At 69.6% G+C, this 19,462-nt stretch carries 18 protein-coding genes; 2 read left to right on the top strand and 16 right to left on the bottom strand.

From position 1 onward, the window contains the following. Positions 1 to 12 precede the first annotated feature (12 nt). The 9 genes from AB0M48_RS23100 to AB0M48_RS23060 form a co-directional block, all read right to left on the bottom strand. Positions 13 to 1,980, bottom strand: coding sequence for an MFS transporter (locus AB0M48_RS23100; RefSeq protein WP_363845980.1), 1,968 nt, complete (start codon positions 1,978 to 1,980; stop codon positions 13 to 15). A gap of 141 nt (positions 1,981 to 2,121) precedes the next feature. Continuing rightward, positions 2,122 to 2,550 (bottom strand): hypothetical protein, encoded by a 429-nt coding sequence (locus AB0M48_RS23095; protein WP_363845564.1) that lies wholly within the window; start codon positions 2,548 to 2,550, stop codon positions 2,122 to 2,124. Positions 2,551 to 2,563: 13 nt separating this feature from the next. Beyond that, positions 2,564 to 5,329, bottom strand: coding sequence for a type I DNA topoisomerase (gene topA, locus AB0M48_RS23090; RefSeq protein ID WP_363845562.1), 2,766 nt, complete (start codon positions 5,327 to 5,329; stop codon positions 2,564 to 2,566). Positions 5,330 to 5,469: 140 nt separating this feature from the next. Further along, the gene (locus tag AB0M48_RS23085) at positions 5,470 to 6,042 is read right to left on the bottom strand and encodes a hypothetical protein (RefSeq protein ID WP_319985346.1); all 573 of its coding nucleotides are present in this window, start codon (positions 6,040 to 6,042) and stop codon (positions 5,470 to 5,472) included. A 68-nt stretch (positions 6,043 to 6,110) separates the two neighbouring features. Next, positions 6,111 to 6,665 (bottom strand): hypothetical protein, encoded by a 555-nt coding sequence (locus tag AB0M48_RS23080; protein ID WP_363845559.1) that lies wholly within the window; start codon positions 6,663 to 6,665, stop codon positions 6,111 to 6,113. A gap of 5 nt (positions 6,666 to 6,670) precedes the next feature. After that, positions 6,671 to 7,261, bottom strand: coding sequence for a hypothetical protein (locus AB0M48_RS23075; protein WP_363845557.1), 591 nt, complete (start codon positions 7,259 to 7,261; stop codon positions 6,671 to 6,673). A gap of 80 nt (positions 7,262 to 7,341) precedes the next feature. Beyond that, entirely contained in the window at positions 7,342 to 7,896 is a 555-nt protein-coding gene (locus AB0M48_RS23070) for a hypothetical protein (RefSeq protein WP_363845555.1), read from the bottom strand. A gap of 29 nt (positions 7,897 to 7,925) precedes the next feature. Continuing rightward, entirely contained in the window at positions 7,926 to 8,498 is a 573-nt protein-coding gene (locus AB0M48_RS23065; protein ID WP_319985350.1) for a hypothetical protein, read from the bottom strand. Positions 8,499 to 8,560: 62 nt separating this feature from the next. Continuing rightward, positions 8,561 to 10,870 carry a sodium-translocating pyrophosphatase gene (locus tag AB0M48_RS23060; protein ID WP_363845553.1) on the bottom strand — a complete coding sequence of 770 codons (2,310 nt, stop codon included), beginning with the start codon at positions 10,868 to 10,870 and terminating at the stop codon, positions 8,561 to 8,563. A gap of 216 nt (positions 10,871 to 11,086) precedes the next feature. On the opposite strand from AB0M48_RS23060, the gene AB0M48_RS23055 reads away from it, so the two are divergent. Both AB0M48_RS23055 and AB0M48_RS23050 read left to right on the top strand, forming a co-directional pair. Continuing rightward, positions 11,087 to 13,384, top strand: a complete 2,298-nt coding sequence (locus tag AB0M48_RS23055) for a DEAD/DEAH box helicase (RefSeq protein ID WP_363845550.1) — start codon at positions 11,087 to 11,089, stop codon at positions 13,382 to 13,384. Positions 13,385 to 13,563: 179 nt separating this feature from the next. Then, a complete protein-coding gene (locus tag AB0M48_RS23050; RefSeq protein ID WP_363845548.1) occupies positions 13,564 to 14,337 on the top strand; it encodes an aminoglycoside adenylyltransferase domain-containing protein in 774 nt (257 codons plus the stop codon). Between the two features lie 456 nt (positions 14,338 to 14,793). Here the strand turns inward: AB0M48_RS23050 and AB0M48_RS23045 are convergent, their stop codons facing one another. The 7 genes from AB0M48_RS23045 to AB0M48_RS23015 form a co-directional block, all read right to left on the bottom strand. Continuing rightward, positions 14,794 to 15,414: a bifunctional DNA primase/polymerase gene (locus tag AB0M48_RS23045; protein WP_090069862.1), complete on the bottom strand. Its 621-nt coding sequence runs from the start codon at positions 15,412 to 15,414 to the stop codon at positions 14,794 to 14,796. 197 nt (positions 15,415 to 15,611) lie between these two features. Next, positions 15,612 to 16,037, bottom strand: a complete 426-nt coding sequence (locus AB0M48_RS23040; RefSeq protein ID WP_363845545.1) for an Rv3654c family TadE-like protein — start codon at positions 16,035 to 16,037, stop codon at positions 15,612 to 15,614. Next, the gene (locus AB0M48_RS23035) at positions 16,034 to 16,333 is read right to left on the bottom strand and encodes a TadE family type IV pilus minor pilin (protein ID WP_363845543.1); all 300 of its coding nucleotides are present in this window, start codon (positions 16,331 to 16,333) and stop codon (positions 16,034 to 16,036) included. The genes AB0M48_RS23040 and AB0M48_RS23035 overlap by 4 nt, the downstream gene beginning before the upstream one ends. Before the next feature lie 10 nt (positions 16,334 to 16,343). Further along, complete coding sequence (locus AB0M48_RS23030) at positions 16,344 to 16,505, bottom strand: DUF4244 domain-containing protein (protein WP_084402016.1); 162 nt, start codon at positions 16,503 to 16,505, stop codon at positions 16,344 to 16,346. Positions 16,506 to 16,514: 9 nt separating this feature from the next. After that, the gene (locus AB0M48_RS23025) at positions 16,515 to 17,042 is read right to left on the bottom strand and encodes a type II secretion system F family protein (protein ID WP_363845540.1); all 528 of its coding nucleotides are present in this window, start codon (positions 17,040 to 17,042) and stop codon (positions 16,515 to 16,517) included. Beyond that, a complete protein-coding gene (locus AB0M48_RS23020; protein ID WP_363845538.1) occupies positions 17,039 to 17,809 on the bottom strand; it encodes a type II secretion system F family protein in 771 nt (256 codons plus the stop codon). Before AB0M48_RS23020 ends, AB0M48_RS23025 begins: the two co-directional genes overlap by 4 nt. Further along, positions 17,803 to 18,912, bottom strand: a complete 1,110-nt coding sequence (locus AB0M48_RS23015; RefSeq protein ID WP_363845536.1) for a TadA family conjugal transfer-associated ATPase — start codon at positions 18,910 to 18,912, stop codon at positions 17,803 to 17,805. Before AB0M48_RS23015 ends, AB0M48_RS23020 begins: the two co-directional genes overlap by 7 nt. Positions 18,913 to 19,462: the final 550 nt, after the last annotated feature.

Below are 19,462 nucleotides of genomic sequence, written 5' to 3'. Positions count from 1 at the left end.
TCCAGCGACGGATCAGACCGCGGCCTGCGGGACCGCGCGCTTGCGCCCGGCCATCAACGGGACCACGGCGGAGCGGACCCGGTCGGCCACGTCGTCGACGTCGCCCTCGGCCTCGACGACCACGTAGCGGTCCGGATCGGCGGCGGCCATCTCGCTGAGCAGCCGCTGCACGCGCCAGTGGTGTTCCGGGCCGATGCCCCTGGCGTGGGCGCCGGGGCGGTCGAGCAGGATCGTCAGGTCCGGGCGCAGCCGGCCGGTGGCCCAGTCGACCAGGCCTTCGAGCTCCTGGTGTTCCAGCGAGCTCGTCGCGGTGAAGTGCGCCAGCGGCGAGTCGACGTAGCGCTCCATCACGACGACGGAGCCGTTGTCCAGCGCGGGACGCACCTGCCGTTCGACGACATCGGCGCGGACGGCGGCCGCGACCAGCGCCTGCGCGCGCACGCCTGCCAGGTCGGCGGACGACAGCATCGTGCGCAGGCGGCGTTCGTCGTGTTCGGGGTCGGCGGCCAGCAGCACGTCGAGGCCCTCGGCGCGCAACGCGGCGGCCAGGCGGCGGGCCTGCACCGACGTGTCCTCGCGGGTGTCACCCTCGACCGCGATCAGCATGCCCTTGGTGTGCCGGCGACCGCGGATCGCCGCGAACAGAGACGACAGCACAGGCTCCTCGCGGCGGTCGTCCATCTGCCGGTACGCGACGAGACCCAGGAGGATCGCGATCGCGGCGCCGCCGAGCATCACCGGACGGCTCGCGTCGACCTCCATCGGGTGGCCGAACACGCTGATCTGCCGCTTCTGCAGCAACGTGAGCAGCAGCGGCGCGCCGCCCGACGCACCGAACAGCACGACCTTCAGCAACGTCTGGATCAGTGCGACCGTGCGGCCGCGCATGTCGTCCTGGACCTGCGAACCGACGATCGTCAGGCCCGTCAGGAACGCCACGCCCGCGCACGCACCGACCAGCGCCACCGCCAGCAACGCGATCCACAGGTGCGGTGCCAGCGCGACCAGCACCAGCGAGATGCCGGCGAGGACGATCGTGACGCCGAACAGGCGGTTGTAGGCGAGGCGCTGCGCCAGCCGGGGTGCTGTCGCCATGCCGACCGCGAGCCCGATGAACACGGCCACGAACAGCAGGCCGAACGTCGAGGCACCGCCCAGCAGCGACAACGCGTAGTTCTTCGCCGTCCCGATCACGACACCGGCCGCGGCGAACGCGCCGATCATGCCGATGAGCAGGCCCCTGACCAGTGGCGTCCGGCCGGCGAACCGCAGCCCGTCGCGCAGCATGGCGACGAAGCCGGGCTTGTCCTCGTCTTCCCTCTTGCGGGTCGAGACGGTGCGGCCGGAGAGCTCCGGCAGGCGGGTCGCGACCAGGATCGCCGAGGTGAAGTACAGCAGGCCGTTGATCACCACCGCGATCGTCGCGATGTTGAACTCCAGGTTCCCGCCCTGCAGGTTCAGGTACGCGGGAATGCCCGAGATCAGCGAGTAGAGACCGAAGCCGCTGATCGTCGAGATGCCGTAGGTCATCACCAGGCCGAGCTGGTTCGCCGACTCCACCTGGTCGGGGCGGCGCAGCAGGTTCGGGACGGCCGACTCCTTGGCCGGGATCCACAGCATCGCGCAGCAGCCGACCAGGAAGTTCGCCACGAAGAGCCAGATCGGGGAGCCGACCAGCGCGATCGAGATGAACAGCGACCCGCGCAGGACGTCGCAGACCACCATCACCTTGCGGCGGTCGAACTTGTCCGCGAGCACGCCACCGATGGGCGCGAAGAGGATGCCGGGCAGCAGCTGGGTCAGCACGACCAGCGGCAGAGCGAACGACTGCCACTCGTAGCTCTTCATCATCGCCGAGACCAGACCGGTCAGCGCGAGCAGTGACAGCCAGTCACCAACGCTGCACAGGTAGGTGACGAGCCAAAGCCTCCGGAACGGCCTGATGGCGAGTACCGATCGAAGCCGGTGAACCGTGGACACGCTGGACTGGGCCTGCCCTGCCTGGCCTGCCTCGGTCGCCGGTGTGTCCGCGTCCTGAATTTCAGTCACCCCTAAGTCGCCACTCCCGTGCGGTCAGCGTAACCGGATGTGGTGATTCAGGATGCCGGACTCACAGCACAGCTAGCTGAAGATCGCTCCGAGAATGCTGACCAGGACCAGCACGAAGAACCCGATGACGACCAGGCAGCCGATGAACGCGGCCACGCCGCTCGTCTGCTTGGCGGGCTCCTGTTGCTGCTGTTGTTGTTGCGGCGCAGACATTTGGTTCGTCGGAGCGAACTGCTGGACCGCGTACTGGTGCGCCTGCTGAGGCGCTCGCTGCGCCCGGCCGCGCGGCCGCCGCTGCTCCTGCTGCATCTGCGACCAGACGGCCTGCCGCAGTTCCTCGGTCGGCTCAGGAGGTGTCGGCACCACCACACGTGACCTGGACGACGTCCATTGAGGAGCGACGAACTTGTCGGCGGTCACCAGGCCCGCGAGCGGGTCGGGGTACAGCCGGGGAGGCGGCGGGGCCTGAGTCCCGTCGGGTCCGAACTCGTTGATCGGCACCGCCACCCCCTGCTCAGCTCTTGGACTTGGCCGGAGCCTTCTTGGCCGCGGGCTTCTTCGCCGCCGCCGGCTTCTTGGCCGGCGCCTTCTTCTTGACCGGTCCCTTGGCGCGCTTCTCGGCCAGCAACTCGGCCGCGCGCTCGTCGGTGATCGACTCGACGCTGTCCGTCTTGCGCAGCGACGCGTTCGCCTCACCGTCGGTGACGTACGGCCCGAACCGGCCTTCCTTGATCACCATCGGCTTGCCGGACACCGGGTCGTTGCCCAGCTCGCGCAACGGCGGAGCGGCGGCGGCGCGGCCGCGCTTCTTCGGCTCCGCGTAGATCTTCAGCGCCTCTTCGAGCGTGACGGTGAAGATCTGGGACTCGTCGACCAGCGACCGCGAGTCCGTGCCCTTCTTCAGGTACGGGCCGTAGCGGCCGTTCTGCGCGGTGATCTCGGCGCCCGTCTCCGGGTCCTTGCCGACCACGCGCGGCAGCGAGAGCAGCTTCAGCGCGTCGTCCAGCGTCACCGTGTCGAGCGACATCGACTTGAACAGCGAGCCCGTGCGCGGCTTCGGTGCCTTCGCCTTCGACGACGAGCCGTTCTCGGACGCCTCGGGCAGCACCTCGGTCACGTACGGGCCGAAGCGGCCTTCCTTGGCCACGATCTCGTTGCCCGAGACCGGGTCGGTGCCCAGCGAGCGGCCCTCCTGCGGCGTCGAGAAGAGCTTCTCGGCGATCTCCGCGGACAACTCGTCCGGCGCCAGGTCGTCCTGGACGTTCGCGCGCTGCGCGGCCCCGTCGACCTCGCGCTCCAGGTACGGCCCGAAGCGGCCGACGCGCACGACGACCGTGCGGCCCTCGGCGTCGCTGAACAGCGGGATCGAGTTGACCTCGCGCGGGTCGATGTCCTCGACACCCGTGCCGACCAGCTTCTTCAGGCCGCCGGAACGACCGATCGAGCCGTCCGGGCCGATGCTGCCGCCGAAGTAGAACCCGGACAGCCAGTTCGTGCGGCCCTGACGACCTGCGGCGATGCCGTCCAGCTCGTCTTCCAGCGCCGCGGTGAAGTCGTAGTCGACCAGGCGGCCGAAGTGCTGCTCCAGCAGCCCGACCACGGCGAACGCGACCCAGGACGGGACCAGCGCCGCGCCCTTCTTCCACACGTAGCCGCGGTCCTGGATGGTGCTGATGATCGACGAGTAGGTGGAGGGACGGCCGATGCCGAGCTCCTCCATCGTCTTGATCAGCGACGGCTCGGTGTAGCGCGAGGGCGGCGAGGTGGTGTGACCGTCCGCGGACAGCTCCGCGATCGTCAGGTCCTGGTCCTTGACCAGCAGCGGCAGGCGCGACTCCGCGTCGTCCGACTCGCCGCCGGCCTCGGCGTCGACGGTCTCGACGTAGGCCTTGAGGAAGCCGGCGAACGTGATCGTGCGGCCGGACGCGGCGAACGTGACCTCCTGGCCCGTGCCCGCACGGCCCAGGATGCGGATGCTGGTCGTGTTGCCCCGCGCGTCGGCCATCTGGGAGGCGATCGTGCGCTGCCAGATCATCTCGTAGAGCTTGAACTCGTCCGAGTCGAGCTCGGCGGCCACCTGGCCAGGCGTGCGGAAGACCTCTCCGGCCGGCCTGATCGCCTCGTGGGCCTCCTGCGCGTTCTTGACCTTGCGCGTGTACTGGCGGGGCTGCGGCGAGACGTACTGCGCGCCGTAGAGGTCCGTGGCCTGTGTGCGGGCCGCGTTGATCGCGGTCTCCGACAGCGTCGTGCTGTCGGTTCGCATGTAGGTGATGTAGCCGTTCTCGTACAGCTTCTGCGCCGTGCGCATCGTGCGGTCGGCGGAGAACCGCAGCTTGCGGCCCGCCTCCTGCTGCAGCGTCGAGGTCATGAACGGCGCGTACGGCTTGCGCGTGTACGGCTTCTCCTCGACCGAGGAGACCTTGACCGGCGCGTTCTGCAGTCCGGCGGCGATGGCGCGGGCCTGCGCCTCGTCCAGCACGGTGACGTCGGCCTTGCCGGTCAGCTTGCCGTCCGAGCCGAAGTCGCGGCCCGTCGCGAGACGCGTGCCGTCGACGGCCACGAGACGCGCGCCGAACTGACGCGGCGTGGCCTGCTCACCGGCGTCCATCTGCGCGGAGATGTCCCAGTAGCTCGCGGAGACGAACTTCATCCGCTCGCGTTCGCGCTCCACGACCAGACGCGTCGCCACGGACTGCACGCGGCCTGCCGAGAGCTTCGGCATGACCTTCTTCCACAGGACCGGGCTGACCTCGTAGCCGTAGAGGCGGTCGAGGATGCGCCTGGTCTCCTGCGCGTCGACCAGGTCCTGGTCGAGGTCGCGGGGGTTGGCCGCGGCGGCCTGGATCGCGGACTCGGTGATCTCGTGGAACACCATCCGGCGGACCGGGACCTTCGGCTTGAGCGTCTCGAGCAGGTGCCACGCGATGGCTTCACCCTCGCGGTCACCGTCTGTCGCGAGGTAGAGCTCGTCGACGTCCTTCAACGCTTCCTTGAGCTCGGTGACCAGCGACTTCTTGTCCGCGGAGACCACGTAGAGGGGCTCGAAGCCGTGGTCGACGTCCACGCCGAGCCTGGCCCAGGCCTGGCCCTTGTACTTCGCCGGAACGTCGGCGGCACCGCGCGGCAGGTCCCGGATGTGTCCCCTGGAGGACTCCACGACGAAGTTGGCGCCGAGGTACGAGGCGATCTTGCGCGCCTTCGTGGGCGACTCGACGATCACCAGTCGTCGGATGCTGCCCTCGCCTCCGCTGCTCTTCTTCGTCCGTGTCGATCCAGCCACTCGCCGTCCCGCTCTCTTCCAAACCCGGTTCCCAGGCCCGCCAGTGTTGCCCAGCGTCGGCCGAAAAGCACACCATCGGCCATGTCTCCGCGACGCCCGTACGACGAGACAGAGTGACACAACCATGCCGGACGGCCCGCTCAGGCCGCCGGCCAGGTGCTCATCGCCACTCCCTGCGGAGGGCTTCCGACCAGTTCAGCGAGCCGCGCCAGCCTCCTTCGGCCGGTTACCCGCAACGCCGGAGCCCCTACCAGGGTGCACGGAAGTCCGGATGCGAGCAGCGCATTTTGCAACGGTGCGTGTGTCTGCGGTGCGTTGGGGTCCAAACCGAGCAGGTACGCGGACTCCATCCAGCTGCCCGCGGCGAGCGCCCAGACGCGCAGCACTGCTCCGTTCAGCTCGAAGTCCGGCGGCACGGTCTTGACGGATCCGTCCAGCCAGCGGGCGGCCAGAGGGGTGAGGTCGGTGCGGAACGGCGTGCGGACGAAGTGCGTGCCTTCCCCGTTGACGCACAGCTCGGTGGTGACGCCGCGCTCGGCGCAGGCCTGCTTGAGGGGACGCAGCCGCCACTCGTCGCGCAGCTCGGTGTACACGCGGGCGGCAGTACCGCGCGCGAAGCTGACGGCCTGCCCCGGCCCGCAGAGGAAGCCGGCGAGGTCCGCCTTGGCCGGCGTGCGCGCCTCGGCCGAGAAGAAGGACAGCTGCCCCACCACGGCCCACAGGGTAGAACAGACGTTCGAGTGTGGCCAGTGTTGTAGTTGTGACTACGCCGGTCGAGCGATCACTGCTGCCCGACCTCCTGCCCCTTCGACCTGATCTCCGAGCACGGCTGCGACTTGCCCAGCGCGTCGGAGTACTTAGGCCGTTTCTGCAGTTCCTGGAAGGTCGCGCGGAGGTCTTCCGGGGTGGTCACGACGTTGGTGTCGGCCAGCGCCTTCTCGGCGCCCTCCAGGAACTGCGCGTTCGGTTCCAGGGCCCGGACGGGCGCCTGCGCGTCTCCGTACGACTTCGCGGACTCCGCGACGAACTCGACCAGCTGCTCGTGCACCTTCTCGAGGTCGTCCTCGGGCGGGCCGAGCTCCTTCAGCTTCTTCTCCGCGCCGGCGAACGCGGTGGCGTTGGACGTCAGCAGCCCGAGGTAGGCGGTCTTGACCGCGACGAAGTCCGCCGGGTCCTGTTTGCGCAGCTCAAGGCCCGCTTCCAGGCCCGGGAGGACTCCGCCGCAGAACGCGTCCACCCACTGCCGCTGTGCGTCGGTGATCGGCTTGTCCGCCTCCGAACCGCAGGCGGTCAGCACGACGGCACCGGTCAGCACAGCAAGCAGGCGTGTCCTCATCCGTCCTATTTTCCTCGGGCCATCGCCTGCCAGTCCGCGCACACCCTGCTCGCGCGAAACGTCTCGGCGTACTTGGGGATCTCCACGATCTGCTTGAACATCATGGCCGCGTTCTCGCGGGCACCACCCCGGCTGCTGGCCATGACCTGCTCGTACCGTTCCGGGAACACATCATTGGCCGCCAGCGCCCGCAATCGCCCGGACGCGTCGTCGAAGCCGTCCGCCGACTCGCGCAGGGACTTGACCAGCCGTTCGTGGGGGTTCAGCACGTCGGAACCGAGTGGGCCGAGTTTCGCCAGGTCATCCGCGATCGTGCGATCCGACGCCGCGGCCGTGGAGGCCCAGCGCACCACCGCGTCCTTCACCGCGGCCATGCCCTGCGTGGCCTTGCCCTGGATGTCAGCCCGCGCGATCTCCGCGACGCCCATCGGGCCGCAGTACGCCTCGAACCAGGCCACCGGATCGGCACCGGGGACGTTCGCCGTCGTGGTGGTCGCGGGCGGGGCTGCCTGCTGGACCGGAGCGGGCGGAGGCGTGCCACAGGCAGCCAGCGCGACCATGCCGAACACAGCAGCGATCGACGAACGTGCGTTCACGCGAATCCCCCAGGAAACGTCTGACCAGATCGCCGAAAGGTACACGTTCGGGCGATCTGGTCAGACGAGGTTCAGCGGGGTCAGGAAGGAGGAGGAGACGCCTGCAGGCCCTTGCAGCTCGACGCCTTCTGCGCCGATCCCGCGAGGCCCGTCTCGTCGAACTTCTTCTGCACGTCGGCACCCGCCTTCTCCAGCTCGCCGGCCTTCGCGACCATCTCGGTGAAGGCGGTGACGACCTGGGTCGGGTCCGTCGACGAGTCCAGCTTCGACTTGGTGTCCGAGAGCAGGGTCTTGACCTGGCCCATGCCGTCCTGCGCGGCCGCGGCCAGCTCCTTCGCCTTCGGGTGCGGGCCGTTCTCCAGGCCCTTGAGGTCCGCGATCGACTTGTCGACCGCGGACACCTTGGACCCGAGCCAGTCCGACAGGCCCGTCTTGAGCTTCGCCGGGTCGCTCATGTCGATCGGCGGTTCGTCGGCCATGGTCTTCACAGTGCCGTCGACGGCACCGCAGACCTTGTCCATCCACGCCACGACCTCCGCCTCGCTGGCGGCGGTGGGCGTCGGCGAGCCTCCGCCGGTGCACGCGGTGACCGCGAGCAGGCAGCTGGTCATGACTGCGATGAGTGTGCGACGCATGGGCCGGAAGTTACTCCGAACGGCCTTGCTCAACTCGTCGGCGTGACGTTGAGGCGCTGCATCTCCTGGCACTTCTGCGCCGACTGCGTGGCCTTCTGCAGCTCGGGGACGTCCTTGAGGTCGCGCAGCGGGTCGGCGAGCTCGGAGAGCTTGGCGATGGCCTCTCCGGCGGCCTGGAGGCCTCCGGTGGCGTTGTTGGCGTCGGCCTGCTCGACCTTGACCTTGGCGTCGGCGAACACGGCGCCGAGCGAGGTGAACGTCTCGGCCATCTTGGTGACGGCCTCCTCACCGCCCGCGACGGGCGACGGGCCGACGTTCTTCAGGCCCTCGGCGGACTTGGTGAAGGCGTCGGCGAGCTGGCCCATGTACGCGGCCATCTCGGCCTTGAGCTTGGCGGAGTCGCCGGCGTCGAGCTTGGGGGCCGTCTTCTCGATCTTGGCGAACTCGGATGCCGCACCGCACACCTTGTCCATGTAGGCGACGGCCTGGGGGTTGGCCGCGCCGCTGGTGGGTGTCGTCGAAGTGCCGGAGTTGCCGCCGGTGGTGCACCCGGCCAGCGCGAGGGCGGCAACAGCGGCAGTGGCGACGAGGCTGCGCCTCATGTCGGAACTCCTCGGTCGGGATACGTCGGGGAGACCCGAACGTACCCCGACCGGAGGTGGATCTACGCGGCGCCGTTGCTGACGGACTCCGCGGGCGAGTCCGCGATCGAGGTGCCGCGGCGCTTGGACACGACCACCGCACCGATGATGATCAGCGTCGCGACCACGGCGATCGCGATGCGGATCGGCTCGGACGCGCTGTCACCGATGGTGAAGGTGACGATGGCGGGCGCGATCAGCACCGAGACCAGGTTCATCACCTTGATCAGCGGGTTGATGGCCGGACCGGCGGTGTCCTTGAACGGGTCGCCGACGGTGTCGCCGATGACCGTCGCGGCGTGGGCGTCGGAGCCCTTGCCACCGTGGTTGCCGTCCTCGACCAGCTTCTTGGCGTTGTCCCAGGCACCACCGGAGTTGGCCAGGAAGACCGCCATGAGCGTGCCGGTCGCGATGGCACCGGCGAGGTACCCGGCCAGCGGGCCGACGCCGAGGCCGAAGCCGACGGCGACCGGGGCGAGCACGGCCATCAGGCCCGGGGTCGCCAGCTCACGCAGCGAGTCCCTGGTGCAGATGTCGACGACCTTGCCGTACTCCGGCTTCACCGAGTAGTCCATGATGCCCGGGTTCTCGCGGAACTGACGGCGCACCTCGAACACGATGGCACCGGCGGCGCGCGTCACGGCGTTGACCGCGAGGCCCGAGAACATGAAGACGACGGCCGCACCGATGGTGACGCCGACGAGCACGTTCGGGCTGAACACGACGTTGGTGAACGAGATCGGCAGATCACCCGCGAGGTTGCCGACCTTGGCCACGGCCTGGTCGATCGCGTCCTTGTAGGAGCCGAACAGCGCCGTCGCGGCGAGCACGGCCGTCGCGATCGCGATGCCCTTGGTGATGGCCTTGGTGGTGTTGCCGACCGCGTCGAGCTCGGTGAGGATCTGCGCGCCCTCGCCGTGCACGTCACCGGACATCTCGGCGATGCCCTGCGCGTTGTCGGAGACCGGGCCGAAGGTGTCCATCGCGACGATGACACCGACGGTCGTGAGCAGACCACAACCGGCGAGCGCGATCGCGAACAGACCGACGACGACCGAACCGGAGAGCAGGAACGCGCCGTACACGGCGGCACCGATGACGAGCGCGGTGTAGACGGCCGACTCGAAACCGACCGAGATACCGGACAGGATCACCGTGGCCGCACCGGTCAGCGAGGTCTGGCCGACCTCCTTGACCGGCTTGTGCTCGGTGCCGGTGTAGTAGCCGGTCAGCCAGAGGATGACGCCGGCCAGCACGATGCCGATGATCACCGCGACGGACGCGATCAGCGCCGGGTTGCCGCTGGTGGACTTGACCGCGTCGCTGATGCCGTTGAGGTCCGCGAAGGAGCTCGGCAGGAACGTGAACGCCGCGATGGTGCACAGCACCGCGGAGATGAGCGCGGAGATGTAGAAGGCGCGGTTGATGGCCGTGAGGCCGTTCTCGCCCGCCTTCGCCTTCGTCGTGTACACGCCGATGACCGCGGTCAGCACGCCGATCGCGGGAACGATCAGCGGGAACAGCAGGCCCTGCGCGCCGAACGCGGCGGTGCCGAGGATCAGCGACGCGACGAGCGTGACCGCGTAGGACTCGAAGAGGTCCGCGGCCATGCCGGCGCAGTCACCGACGTTGTCGCCCACGTTGTCCGCGATGGTGGCGGCGTTGCGGGGGTCGTCCTCGGGGATGCCCTGCTCGACCTTGCCGACGAGGTCGGCACCGACGTCCGCGGCCTTGGTGAAGATGCCACCACCGACGCGCATGAACATCGCGAGCAGGGCGGCACCGAAACCGAAGCCCTCCAGGACCTTCGGGGCCTGGCCGGCGTAGACGAGCACGACGAGCGCCGCACCGAAGAGACCGAGACCGACGGTGGTCATGCCGACCACGCCACCGGTGCGGAACGCGATGCGCGTCGCCTTTTCGCGACCGCCTTCTTCGTTCGCGGCGGCGGCGACACGCACGTTGGCGCGCGTGGACAACCACATGCCCAGGTAGCCGATAGTCGCCGAGAACGCGGCACCGACGAGGAAGAACAAAGACCGGCCGATTCGTTCGGCCAAATCATCCGCCGGTAGCGCGAACAGCAGTACGAACACGATCACGACAAAAATGCCGAGCGTGCGGAACTGCCGGTTGAGGTAGGCCGCTGCGCCCTCCTGAACCGCCTTGGCGATGTCCTGCATCTTGGGGGTGCCCTGGCCCGCGGCCAGCACCTCCTTGAGCAGCACGTACCCGACGGCGAGAGCAGCCAGGGCGACCACGGCGACCACGGCTACGACGCCGCGATCACCCCCGGAGAGCTCGAGGCCCTCCGCGAGGAAATGCCGGGACATCCGTCCTCCTGGTGAGTTGCCATGTGCAGCGCCAAGGCAGACCAGCCGCCCAGCGCGACGTGACGCATCCCTCATTGGATGCGATGAGCGGGGAGTCTAGGGGTTGCTTGCAACGAGGCAACGAAACGTCCCGATCCGTGCACACACCGTTATCTGCGCAGGAAGTCGAGTACGGCCCGGCCGGGACTGTCGGTGGTGTATGCGAAGCTCGATGCCGTGGTGGATCAGGGACGCCGGTTGCTGGACCGCGTGCTGGCGGGTGTGCCCGCCGGGGAGTCACCCCTCACGCACGCGCGCGATTTGCCGTTGCGGCAGGCAGATCACGTGGAGTGGCCTGCGTGGACGGCGCCCGCGGTCCTCGAGGCGTTCGCCGGGACGGGTGTGCGCGAGCCGTGGCGGCACCAGGCCGAGGCCGCCGAGCTGGCGTGGTCCGGGCAGCACGTGGTCCTCGCGACGGGCACGGCGTCGGGCAAGTCACTTGCCTACCAGTTGCCCGTGCTTTCCACTCTTTTGGCGGACACGAAGGCCACCGCGCTGTACCTGTCGCCGACCAAAGCCCTTGGTGCGGACCAGCTCCGATCGCTCGGGGAACTGGGGATCAAGGGGGTGCGCGCGTCGGCCTACGACGGTGACACCCCGATGGCCGAACGGGACTGGGTCAAGGCGCACGCGAACTGGGTCTTCACCAACCCGGACATGCTGCACCGCGGAATCCTTCCGCAGCACCCGAAATGGCTGCGGTTCTTCCGCCGGCTGAAGTACGTGGTGATCGACGAGTGCCATTCCTATCGAGGCGTTTTCGGTTCGCACGTGGCGTTGTTGATGCGGCGGTTGAGGAGGGTCGCGCGCAAATACGGCGCGGATCCGATCTTCGTTTTGGCATCGGCCACTGTGGCTGATCCTTCTGGATCCGCACAGCGATTGCTGGGCGTCCCGGTTTCCGCTGTCGTGGACGACTTCTCGCCGCGTGCGTCGCGCACGGTCGCATTGTGGGAGCCCCCACTGACCTCTCTGGAGGGTGAGAACGGCGCGCCCGTCCGTCGCTCGGCGGGTGCGGAGACGTCGCGCATCCTGGCCGACCTGGTCGTCGAGGGCGCACGGTCGCTCGCCTTCGTGCGCTCGCGCCGCGGTGCCGAGCTGACGGCGCTGGGCGCCCAGCGGATCCTGTCCGAAGTGGACGATGAGCTGCCTCCCCGCGTGGCCGCGTACCGGGGCGGGTTCCTGCCGGAGGAGCGGCGGGCGCTGGAGAAGGCGCTGTCCACGGGCGACCTGCTCGGCGTCGCGACCACGAACGCGCTGGAGCTCGGCGTCGACATCGCCGGGCTGGACGCGGTGGTGGTCGCCGGTTTCCCCGGCACCCTGGCGTCGTTCTGGCAGCAGGCTGGCCGTGCGGGCAGGTCAGGGGACAGTGCCCTGGTCGTGTTCGTCGCGCGCGACGACCCGTTGGACACGTACCTGGTGCACAACCCGGCCGCGGTGCTGGACAGACCGGTCGAGGCGACGGTGCTGGACCCGCTGAACCCGTACGTGCTGGGTCCGCAGCTGGCGTGCGCGGCGTCCGAGATGCCGTTGACACCGGCCTGCCTGGACGACTTCGGCGGGCCTCTCGCCGAGGCGGTCCTCGCCGACCTGGTGGCGGAGAAACTGCTGCGCAAGCGGCCTGCCGGGTGGTACTGGGCGTCGCACGACCGGCCGCACGCCGGGGTGGACATCCGCGGTTCCGGCGGTGACCAGGTGGCCGTCGTGGAGGCGGACTCGGGCCGGATGCTCGGCACGGTCGACCCGGGATCCGCCTGCTGGCAGGTGCATCCCGGTGCCGTGTACCTGCACCAGGGCCGGGCGTACGTCGTCGACGAGCTCGACCTGGACAGCGGTCTCGCGATGGTGCACCGCGAAGACCCGGAGTGGACGACGCAGCCGCGTGACTGCGTGGACATCACCGTCGTGCACGAGGTCGAACGCACCGACTTCGGCGGGGTGTCGGTCTGCCTGGGCGAGGTGGAGGTGACGACCCAGGTCGTCGGCTACCTGCGCCGGCTGCCGTCCGGCGTGGTGCTCGACCAGATCCCGCTCGACCTGCCGGAACAGTCGCTGCGGACCCGCGCCGTCTGGTACACCGTCGACGAGTCGCTGCTGTTCGACGCCGGTGTGGAGGCGAAGCGCGTCCCCGGCGCCCTGCACGCCGCCGAGCACGCGGCGATCGGCCTGCTGCCGCTGTTCGCGACGTGCGACAGGTGGGACATCGGCGGCGTGTCGACGGCCGCACACCCGGACACGGGGATGCCGACGGTGTTCGTGCACGACGGCCATCCCGGCGGGGCGGGCTTCGCTGATCGAGGTCACTCCGCCCTGCGGGCCTGGCTGTCGGCGACCAGGGCCGCGATCAGTGCCTGCGGATGTCCGATGGGTTGCCCGTCGTGCGTGCAGTCGCCCAAGTGCGGCAACGGCAACGACCCGCTGGACAAGGCCGGCGCCGTGCTCGTGCTGGACGTGGTGCTGGGCAAAATCGCCTGACCGGGTGACTGCCCCTTGGCTACCGTGGCGCTGTGAACGCAGGCAGCTGCAACGCCACTGACCGGACCCGTCGCGCCTAGGCGCGGCTGAGCCGGAAGCCCACCGTGCCTCGCGCGCGGCTGGGCCTGATCACTCCGCCGCGCCCGTCCCTTCTGGCCACGGGTTCATTGGAGACTGCCTTGTTCACGCCCTTTTCCGACCTCGACACCCTTCTCGCCGACCTCGTCGCGTCCGTGCGCGAAATCCTCGGCCCCACCTACGTCGGCACGTACGTGCAGGGCTCGTTCGCCCTGGGTGCCGGTGACACCCACAGCGACTGCGACTTCATCGTCGCCTGCACCGAGCCGCCGTCCGGTGATCGCGAAGCCGGGCTTCGTGCGTTGCACGACGAGATCCCGACGCGCCCCGGCCACTGGTCGACGGAGATCGAGGGCTCGTACGCCGACGTGGAGTCACTGCGCTCGGTAGCGGGCCTCGGGGTTCCGTGGCTGTTCAACGACCACGGTTCGCGGACCTTGGAGTGGGACCTGCACTGCAACAACCCGCACGCCCGCTGGATCCTGCGCCACCACGGCATCGTGCTGGACGGCCCGCCGATCGCCTCGCTCGTCGAAGAGGTACCGGCTTCCGTACTGCGCTCGTCGATGCTGGCCGAGCTGCCGCACGTGCTCGACGGCATCCGCGAGTGGGCGCCGATGGGCAACGCGTGGTCGCAGCGCTACATCGTCTCGACCTACTGCCGCACGCTCTACACCATCCACACGGGAGAGGTGGAGTCCAAGCGCGGCGCTTTGCTGTGGGCGAAGAAAATGCTCGATCAGCGGTGGCACCCGCTGATCGAGCAGGTCTTGCAGGACCGGAACCTCGGCTGGCACGCCGACGCGGTTCCGCGGCCCGGATCCATGGAGGAGACCTTCGCTTTCGCTTCCTACGCGGAAACTCTCCAGCTCTAGGTCTACCACTTTTCCGTGGAGCGCGGCGGGGGCTCACGGGTACCCCCGCCGCGCTCTCCACGTGCCGAACACTGTTTTCCCGCCTGCTACCGCTTCGTGACCGGATCCCTTGGAACATCGGTGGAATCTGGTTCGTTCGTCTCGACAGGACACGCGGGAGGCGACGGTGTCGACTGTCTTCTGACGAACTCCGGGGAGGAGCCGGCTTCACCGACCGCGGCAGAGCTGGTGCTCTGCCACTAACGTTCCTCGGCCCGGTCACTGGTGCGGGAGGCTGTCCTTCGGGGTGCGTGTTCGGCTTTTCGCCCGTTCCTCTGCCGGCCCCCGACGTGCGGGGTGCGGAGGCCGATCATCGGATCGGGCTTGGTGGAACGGCCGTGCAGGGCATCGCCTTCGGGGTTGTCGGGGAGAGTCCACGACGACACCCAGCACGGCCGGGCTTCGGATTCAGTTGTGTCAGACGGCTTCGAGCTCGTAGCGCGCCGGGGCGTGCACGGCCTCGACGAGCGCGTCCTGCACGACGTGTGCGTCCGGCAGGTTCCAGCCGCAGACCTGCGGCTTGACCCGCCAGTGCACGACACCGTGCGCCATCGTGGTGGGCGGCAGCGGGATGTACTCGCCTTTGCCGTAGAGGTGCACGTCCGGGTTGTTGGCCAGCTCGGCGTTGAGCGTCGAGCCGGACTTCACGAGGAACATCCAGCGGCCGGACGGGGTCGCGGCGATCGGCACGGGGACGCCGATCGACCGCAGTGCGACGGCCGCGCGGCGGCCGAGGCCGGTGCCGACCTCGATCGCGTCCACGACGTGACCGGTGGCGACGAGAAGGCTGTACGAGCGGCCCGCCCACCACGTGGCGACCTGGTCGGGACTGGTCCCGACGCGGTCCACCCAGTCGCGGTGCACCGGGATCGGGCCGTGGAGCTCGAGGCCGCTGCGGCCCGCCCACTTCGTGACGCCGTCCTCCGTACCGGCCGGATAGGTGCCTGGCAGCACGGGCCAACCGCGGTACGCGAGGCTCACGGCCTCGGCACGCAGTTCGATGCGGAAGGCCCCGCGCCAGCTATCCGACCAATCCATCTTCCGTCGCCTTCTTCCTAGGTTCTGACTCGACATCGGCAAGGTGTCGGTGTTCGTAGGGACACCGTGTCGGTGCCGCCACTACAACTAACGACACCGGCACCGGCCTCCGTAACCCCCGCGCGACAACTGGTAGCTACGAGACGGCGAACGTCAATTGCTTGACCGGGCAACTGAACTCCGCGCGTTTGGTTCGATCACCGTTCAGCATGTCCAGGCGGCAGTGTGAGTCCGCTCACCGCTGTGAGCCGACCGCTCGTCGTGCTCCAAACGGCTCGATCTTCGGCCGGACCTGCCCTGGCTCGTGCGCTCGCCGGGCCGAACGGCGTAGTCGCGGACACCTCCACCACCACCTCCCAGCCGTTCACCGTGCAGCCCGTCAGCTCGGCCCGGTTTTCCGAAGCCACGCGTTTCGCCTGCTCACAAGCACTTTCATCACCGTCCACCAGACGAGCGGCCGCCGCGAGTGCCGCCAGATCGGCCGCACCGGTCACCCGGTGCCGGGCGACGACCGCCGATCCGATCCGCGCACCGGCCACCACGACGATGATCAGCGACAACATTGCCACCACACCGCTCACCGCAGCCGCACCTCGCTCGCAGCCGGACCGTTCGCCGTTCATCGCGGCTCCGGCACGGCGAACGCCCGTGCGCTGAGCGGCAGGCCCAACGGTCCGCGCTTGCTGACCACGACCTTGATCGCGTCGTCCTGGCTGTCGATCGAGATGTCGGCGCCGGCCACGATCCGCCCGGCCGCTTCTTCGCCGCGCTGCCGTTCGCCCCTCGCGGTGAGCCGCGCCGCCTCTCTCGCCGCGTCGGTGCACCGCATCTGTTCGGTGACCGCGGTCAGGCCGTTCGCCCCCAGCCACATGGCCACCAGCAACGCGGACACGGCGATCGCCGCCTCGACCGTGACCATGCCCCGGTCGTCAGACCGAAGACAGCGCACGCTGTATCAGCCCTTCCATCAGTTTCCGCATGAAGTCACTGGTGAGCAGCACGTACAGCAGGCCGCCGAACGCGGCCGCCGCCAGCGTCCCGATCGCGTACTCCACCGTGCTCATGCCGCTGTCGTCCTTCAGCAGTTCCATCTGCTTCTCCTAGTTGAGGAATTGGCCGGCCAGCCCCAGCACCACCGGCGCGACGCCGAGGCACAGGAACGCCGGGAGGAAACACAGTGCGAGCGGCGCAGCCACCGCGACCGCGGCCCGCTGTGCCTTGGCCTCGGCGTCGTCACGCGCCTCGGCCCTGGTCCGCTCGGCGAGCTCGGTGGTCTGCCGGGCCAGTGCCGCACCGGACCGCGCGGTCCGCCGGGCAGCCCTGGCCAGTTGCGCCGTCGCGGGCTGGTCGAGCGCGGACGCCCACGCCGTGACCGGGTCGGCGCCGAGCCTGAGCAGCTCGGCGACCTGGCTCAGTTCCCTCATCTCGACCGCCTGGATCGCCGTGGGCACCGGCAACCCGGCTTTCAGGCACGCGGCCAGCAGATCCCAGGCCGCCGCCCGTTCGAACGGACCGTCCGGCTTCGCCCTGCCGTGCGGCGGGGCGTGGGCTCTGGGCCTGAACCGATCGATCGATCGTCGTGGCGCCGGTGCCAGCAGGACCGCCAGCGCGAGCAGGAGGAACGTCACGGCTTCACCTCCGTGATCCGCTGCGTCCACCACACCCCTGCCGCCCCGAGCACCGCGCCGAGCGCCAGCAGGAACTGCCCCGCCGTCGTGTTCGTGAGGACGTGGAACGGTCTGGCACCGCTGAACTCGCCCAGCAGCACGCCCACCACCGGAAGCACCGCCAGCACCATCGCGCTGGCCCGCGGCCCGGCCATCCGCGCGTGCACCTGCCGCGCGAACGCCGCCCGCTGATCGAGATCGCGCCTGGTGGCGTCGAGCACGTCCGCCAACGCCACACCGTGCTTCGCCGACACGTGCCACGCCCTGGCCAGCTGATCCACGGCATTGCCGAGCAACGGCTGCTTCAGCTCGCGCAACGTCCGCTCCACATCGCCACCCAGCCTCGACGCGGCGGCCGCCGCCTTCAGCACTTCCTTCGCCGGCGCCGGGGTGTCCTCCGCCGCGTTCTCGGCCGCCTGGGCCGGGTGCGCGCCCGCCCGCAGCTCGTCGATCACGCCGCCCAGGCCGTTGCTCAACGCTTCCGCGGCCTGCCGGAGCGCCTTGTTCCGCCTGTGCTGCCTGAGGATTCGGCGGCCGGTCACCGCCAGCACCACTCCGGCGACCAGTCCGCCGACGCCCGCAACGAGGTAGGTGACCACCGCCGCGACCGCCAGCCAGATGTACGGCGGCACAACGACTTCTCGCTTGTCGCGCGGCCGGAGCCTTCGGATCGGCCTGAGCTGCGGCCAGACGATCAGCGCCGTCGCCAGCAGAAGAAGGCTCAGCACAGCAGCTCCTTCGCCAGCCACCCGCTCTCGCGCGTCCAGACCGGACGGACCGCGAGTTCCGGTTTCCGCTCGAACACCCCGATCTCGTTGAGGTACCTGCTGTTGTCGTCCCGGCGCATGTGGAGCACAACCCGGACCGCCGCCGCGACCTGGCTGCGCAACGCTTCGGGCGACAGCCCGCCCAACGCGCCCAGCGCTTCGAGCCGCGCGGGCACCTCCGCCGGAGAGTTGGCGTGCAACGTCCCGGCGCCACCTTCGTGCCCGGTGTTGAGCGAGGTCAGCAACTCCCTCACCTCGGCGCCACGTACCTCCCCGACCACGATCCGGTCGGGCCGCATCCGCAGGGCCTCCCGCACCAGTGCCCTGGTGGTGACCTCACCGGCCCCCTCGACGTTCGCCGGCCGCGCGGTGAGCCGCACGAACTGCGGATGGTCAGGGCTCAGCTCACTCGCATCTTCAACGCACACGATGCGCTCCGCTGGCGGCACACATCCCAGCAGCGCCGACAACAACGACGTCTTGCCCGACCCGGTACCGCCGATCACCAGGAACGCCAGGCGCCGCCGGACAACCGTCCGCAACGCCTCCGCGATCTCCGCGTCGAACGTCCCGAGCCCCTGCAAGGCCAGCAGATCGTGCGTCGCAGGCCTGAGGACGCGCAGCGACAGGCACGTGCGATCCGCGATGGGCGGCAACACCGCGTGCAACCGGACCCCGCTGCCCGGCAACCACCCGTCGACGCACGGCGAGGCGTCGTCGAGCCGCCGCCCCGCCGCCACCGCCAGCCGTTGGGCGAGGCGCCGCACGGAGTCCTCGTCGGCAAAGGTGACGCCGGTCCGGCGCAGGCCCGTCGTGCCGTCGACCCACACCTGGTCCGGCGCGGTGACGAGGACGTCGGTGGTGCCGGGATCGTCCAGCAGCGGGTCGAGCGGCCCGGCACCGCTGAACTCCTGGCGGAGCACCTGGAGTGCTTCGAGGACGTCCGAGTCGGCCAGGACGCCGCCGGCCTCGGAGCGGACGGCGTGGGCCACGACGGCCGCGGTCATCTCCATGTCGGCGCCGGCTAGGCGGTGGCGGACCCGGTCGATCAGGGCGGAGGTCATGTCGCTGCCTCCGGGCGGTGGGCGTGGCGGCCGTAGGTGATCTCGCGGCCCGTGAGGCGACGCCAGGTCTCCTGGCACCAGATGAGGAAGCGGTTCACTTCGGCTCCTCCTTGAAGATGTAGCGGGGCGGGTAGAGGCGGCCGTAGACGACGAGGTTGCGCAGCATCCGGCCGAGGATGCGGAGGAGGGTCACGGCTGAACTCCTTCGGTGGCAACGAGATCCGGGGCTTGGGGCCAGCGGGGCGGGACGGTCACCCGGCAGAGGTCTCCTGGCGGAGCCTGCGAGGCGGCGGAGAGTGTCGTAGTGGTCCTGCGACCCGCGCACGACCGCGGGCGGGTGGTGGAAGCTGCGGAACGTCAGCAGGCGGTGGCGCGGAGGCGGTGCGTCTCATGGGACAGGGGCGGGTGGCGGAGGCTGCGACGCGGAAGCGGCAAGTCCCGCAGGAACAGAACGTGCAGCGAAAGCTGCTAAACGGCAGCAGACGGTGCCGCAAAGGCGGTATGTCTCAGTGGGACAGGGCGGGTGGCGGAGACTGCGACGCGGAAGCCA

Source organism: Lentzea sp. NPDC051208 (assembly GCF_040682435.1).
GTDB classification, from domain to species: Bacteria; Actinomycetota; Actinomycetes; order Mycobacteriales; family Pseudonocardiaceae; genus Lentzea; species Lentzea kristufekii.
This window is presented reverse-complemented; position numbering and strand designations above follow the sequence as displayed.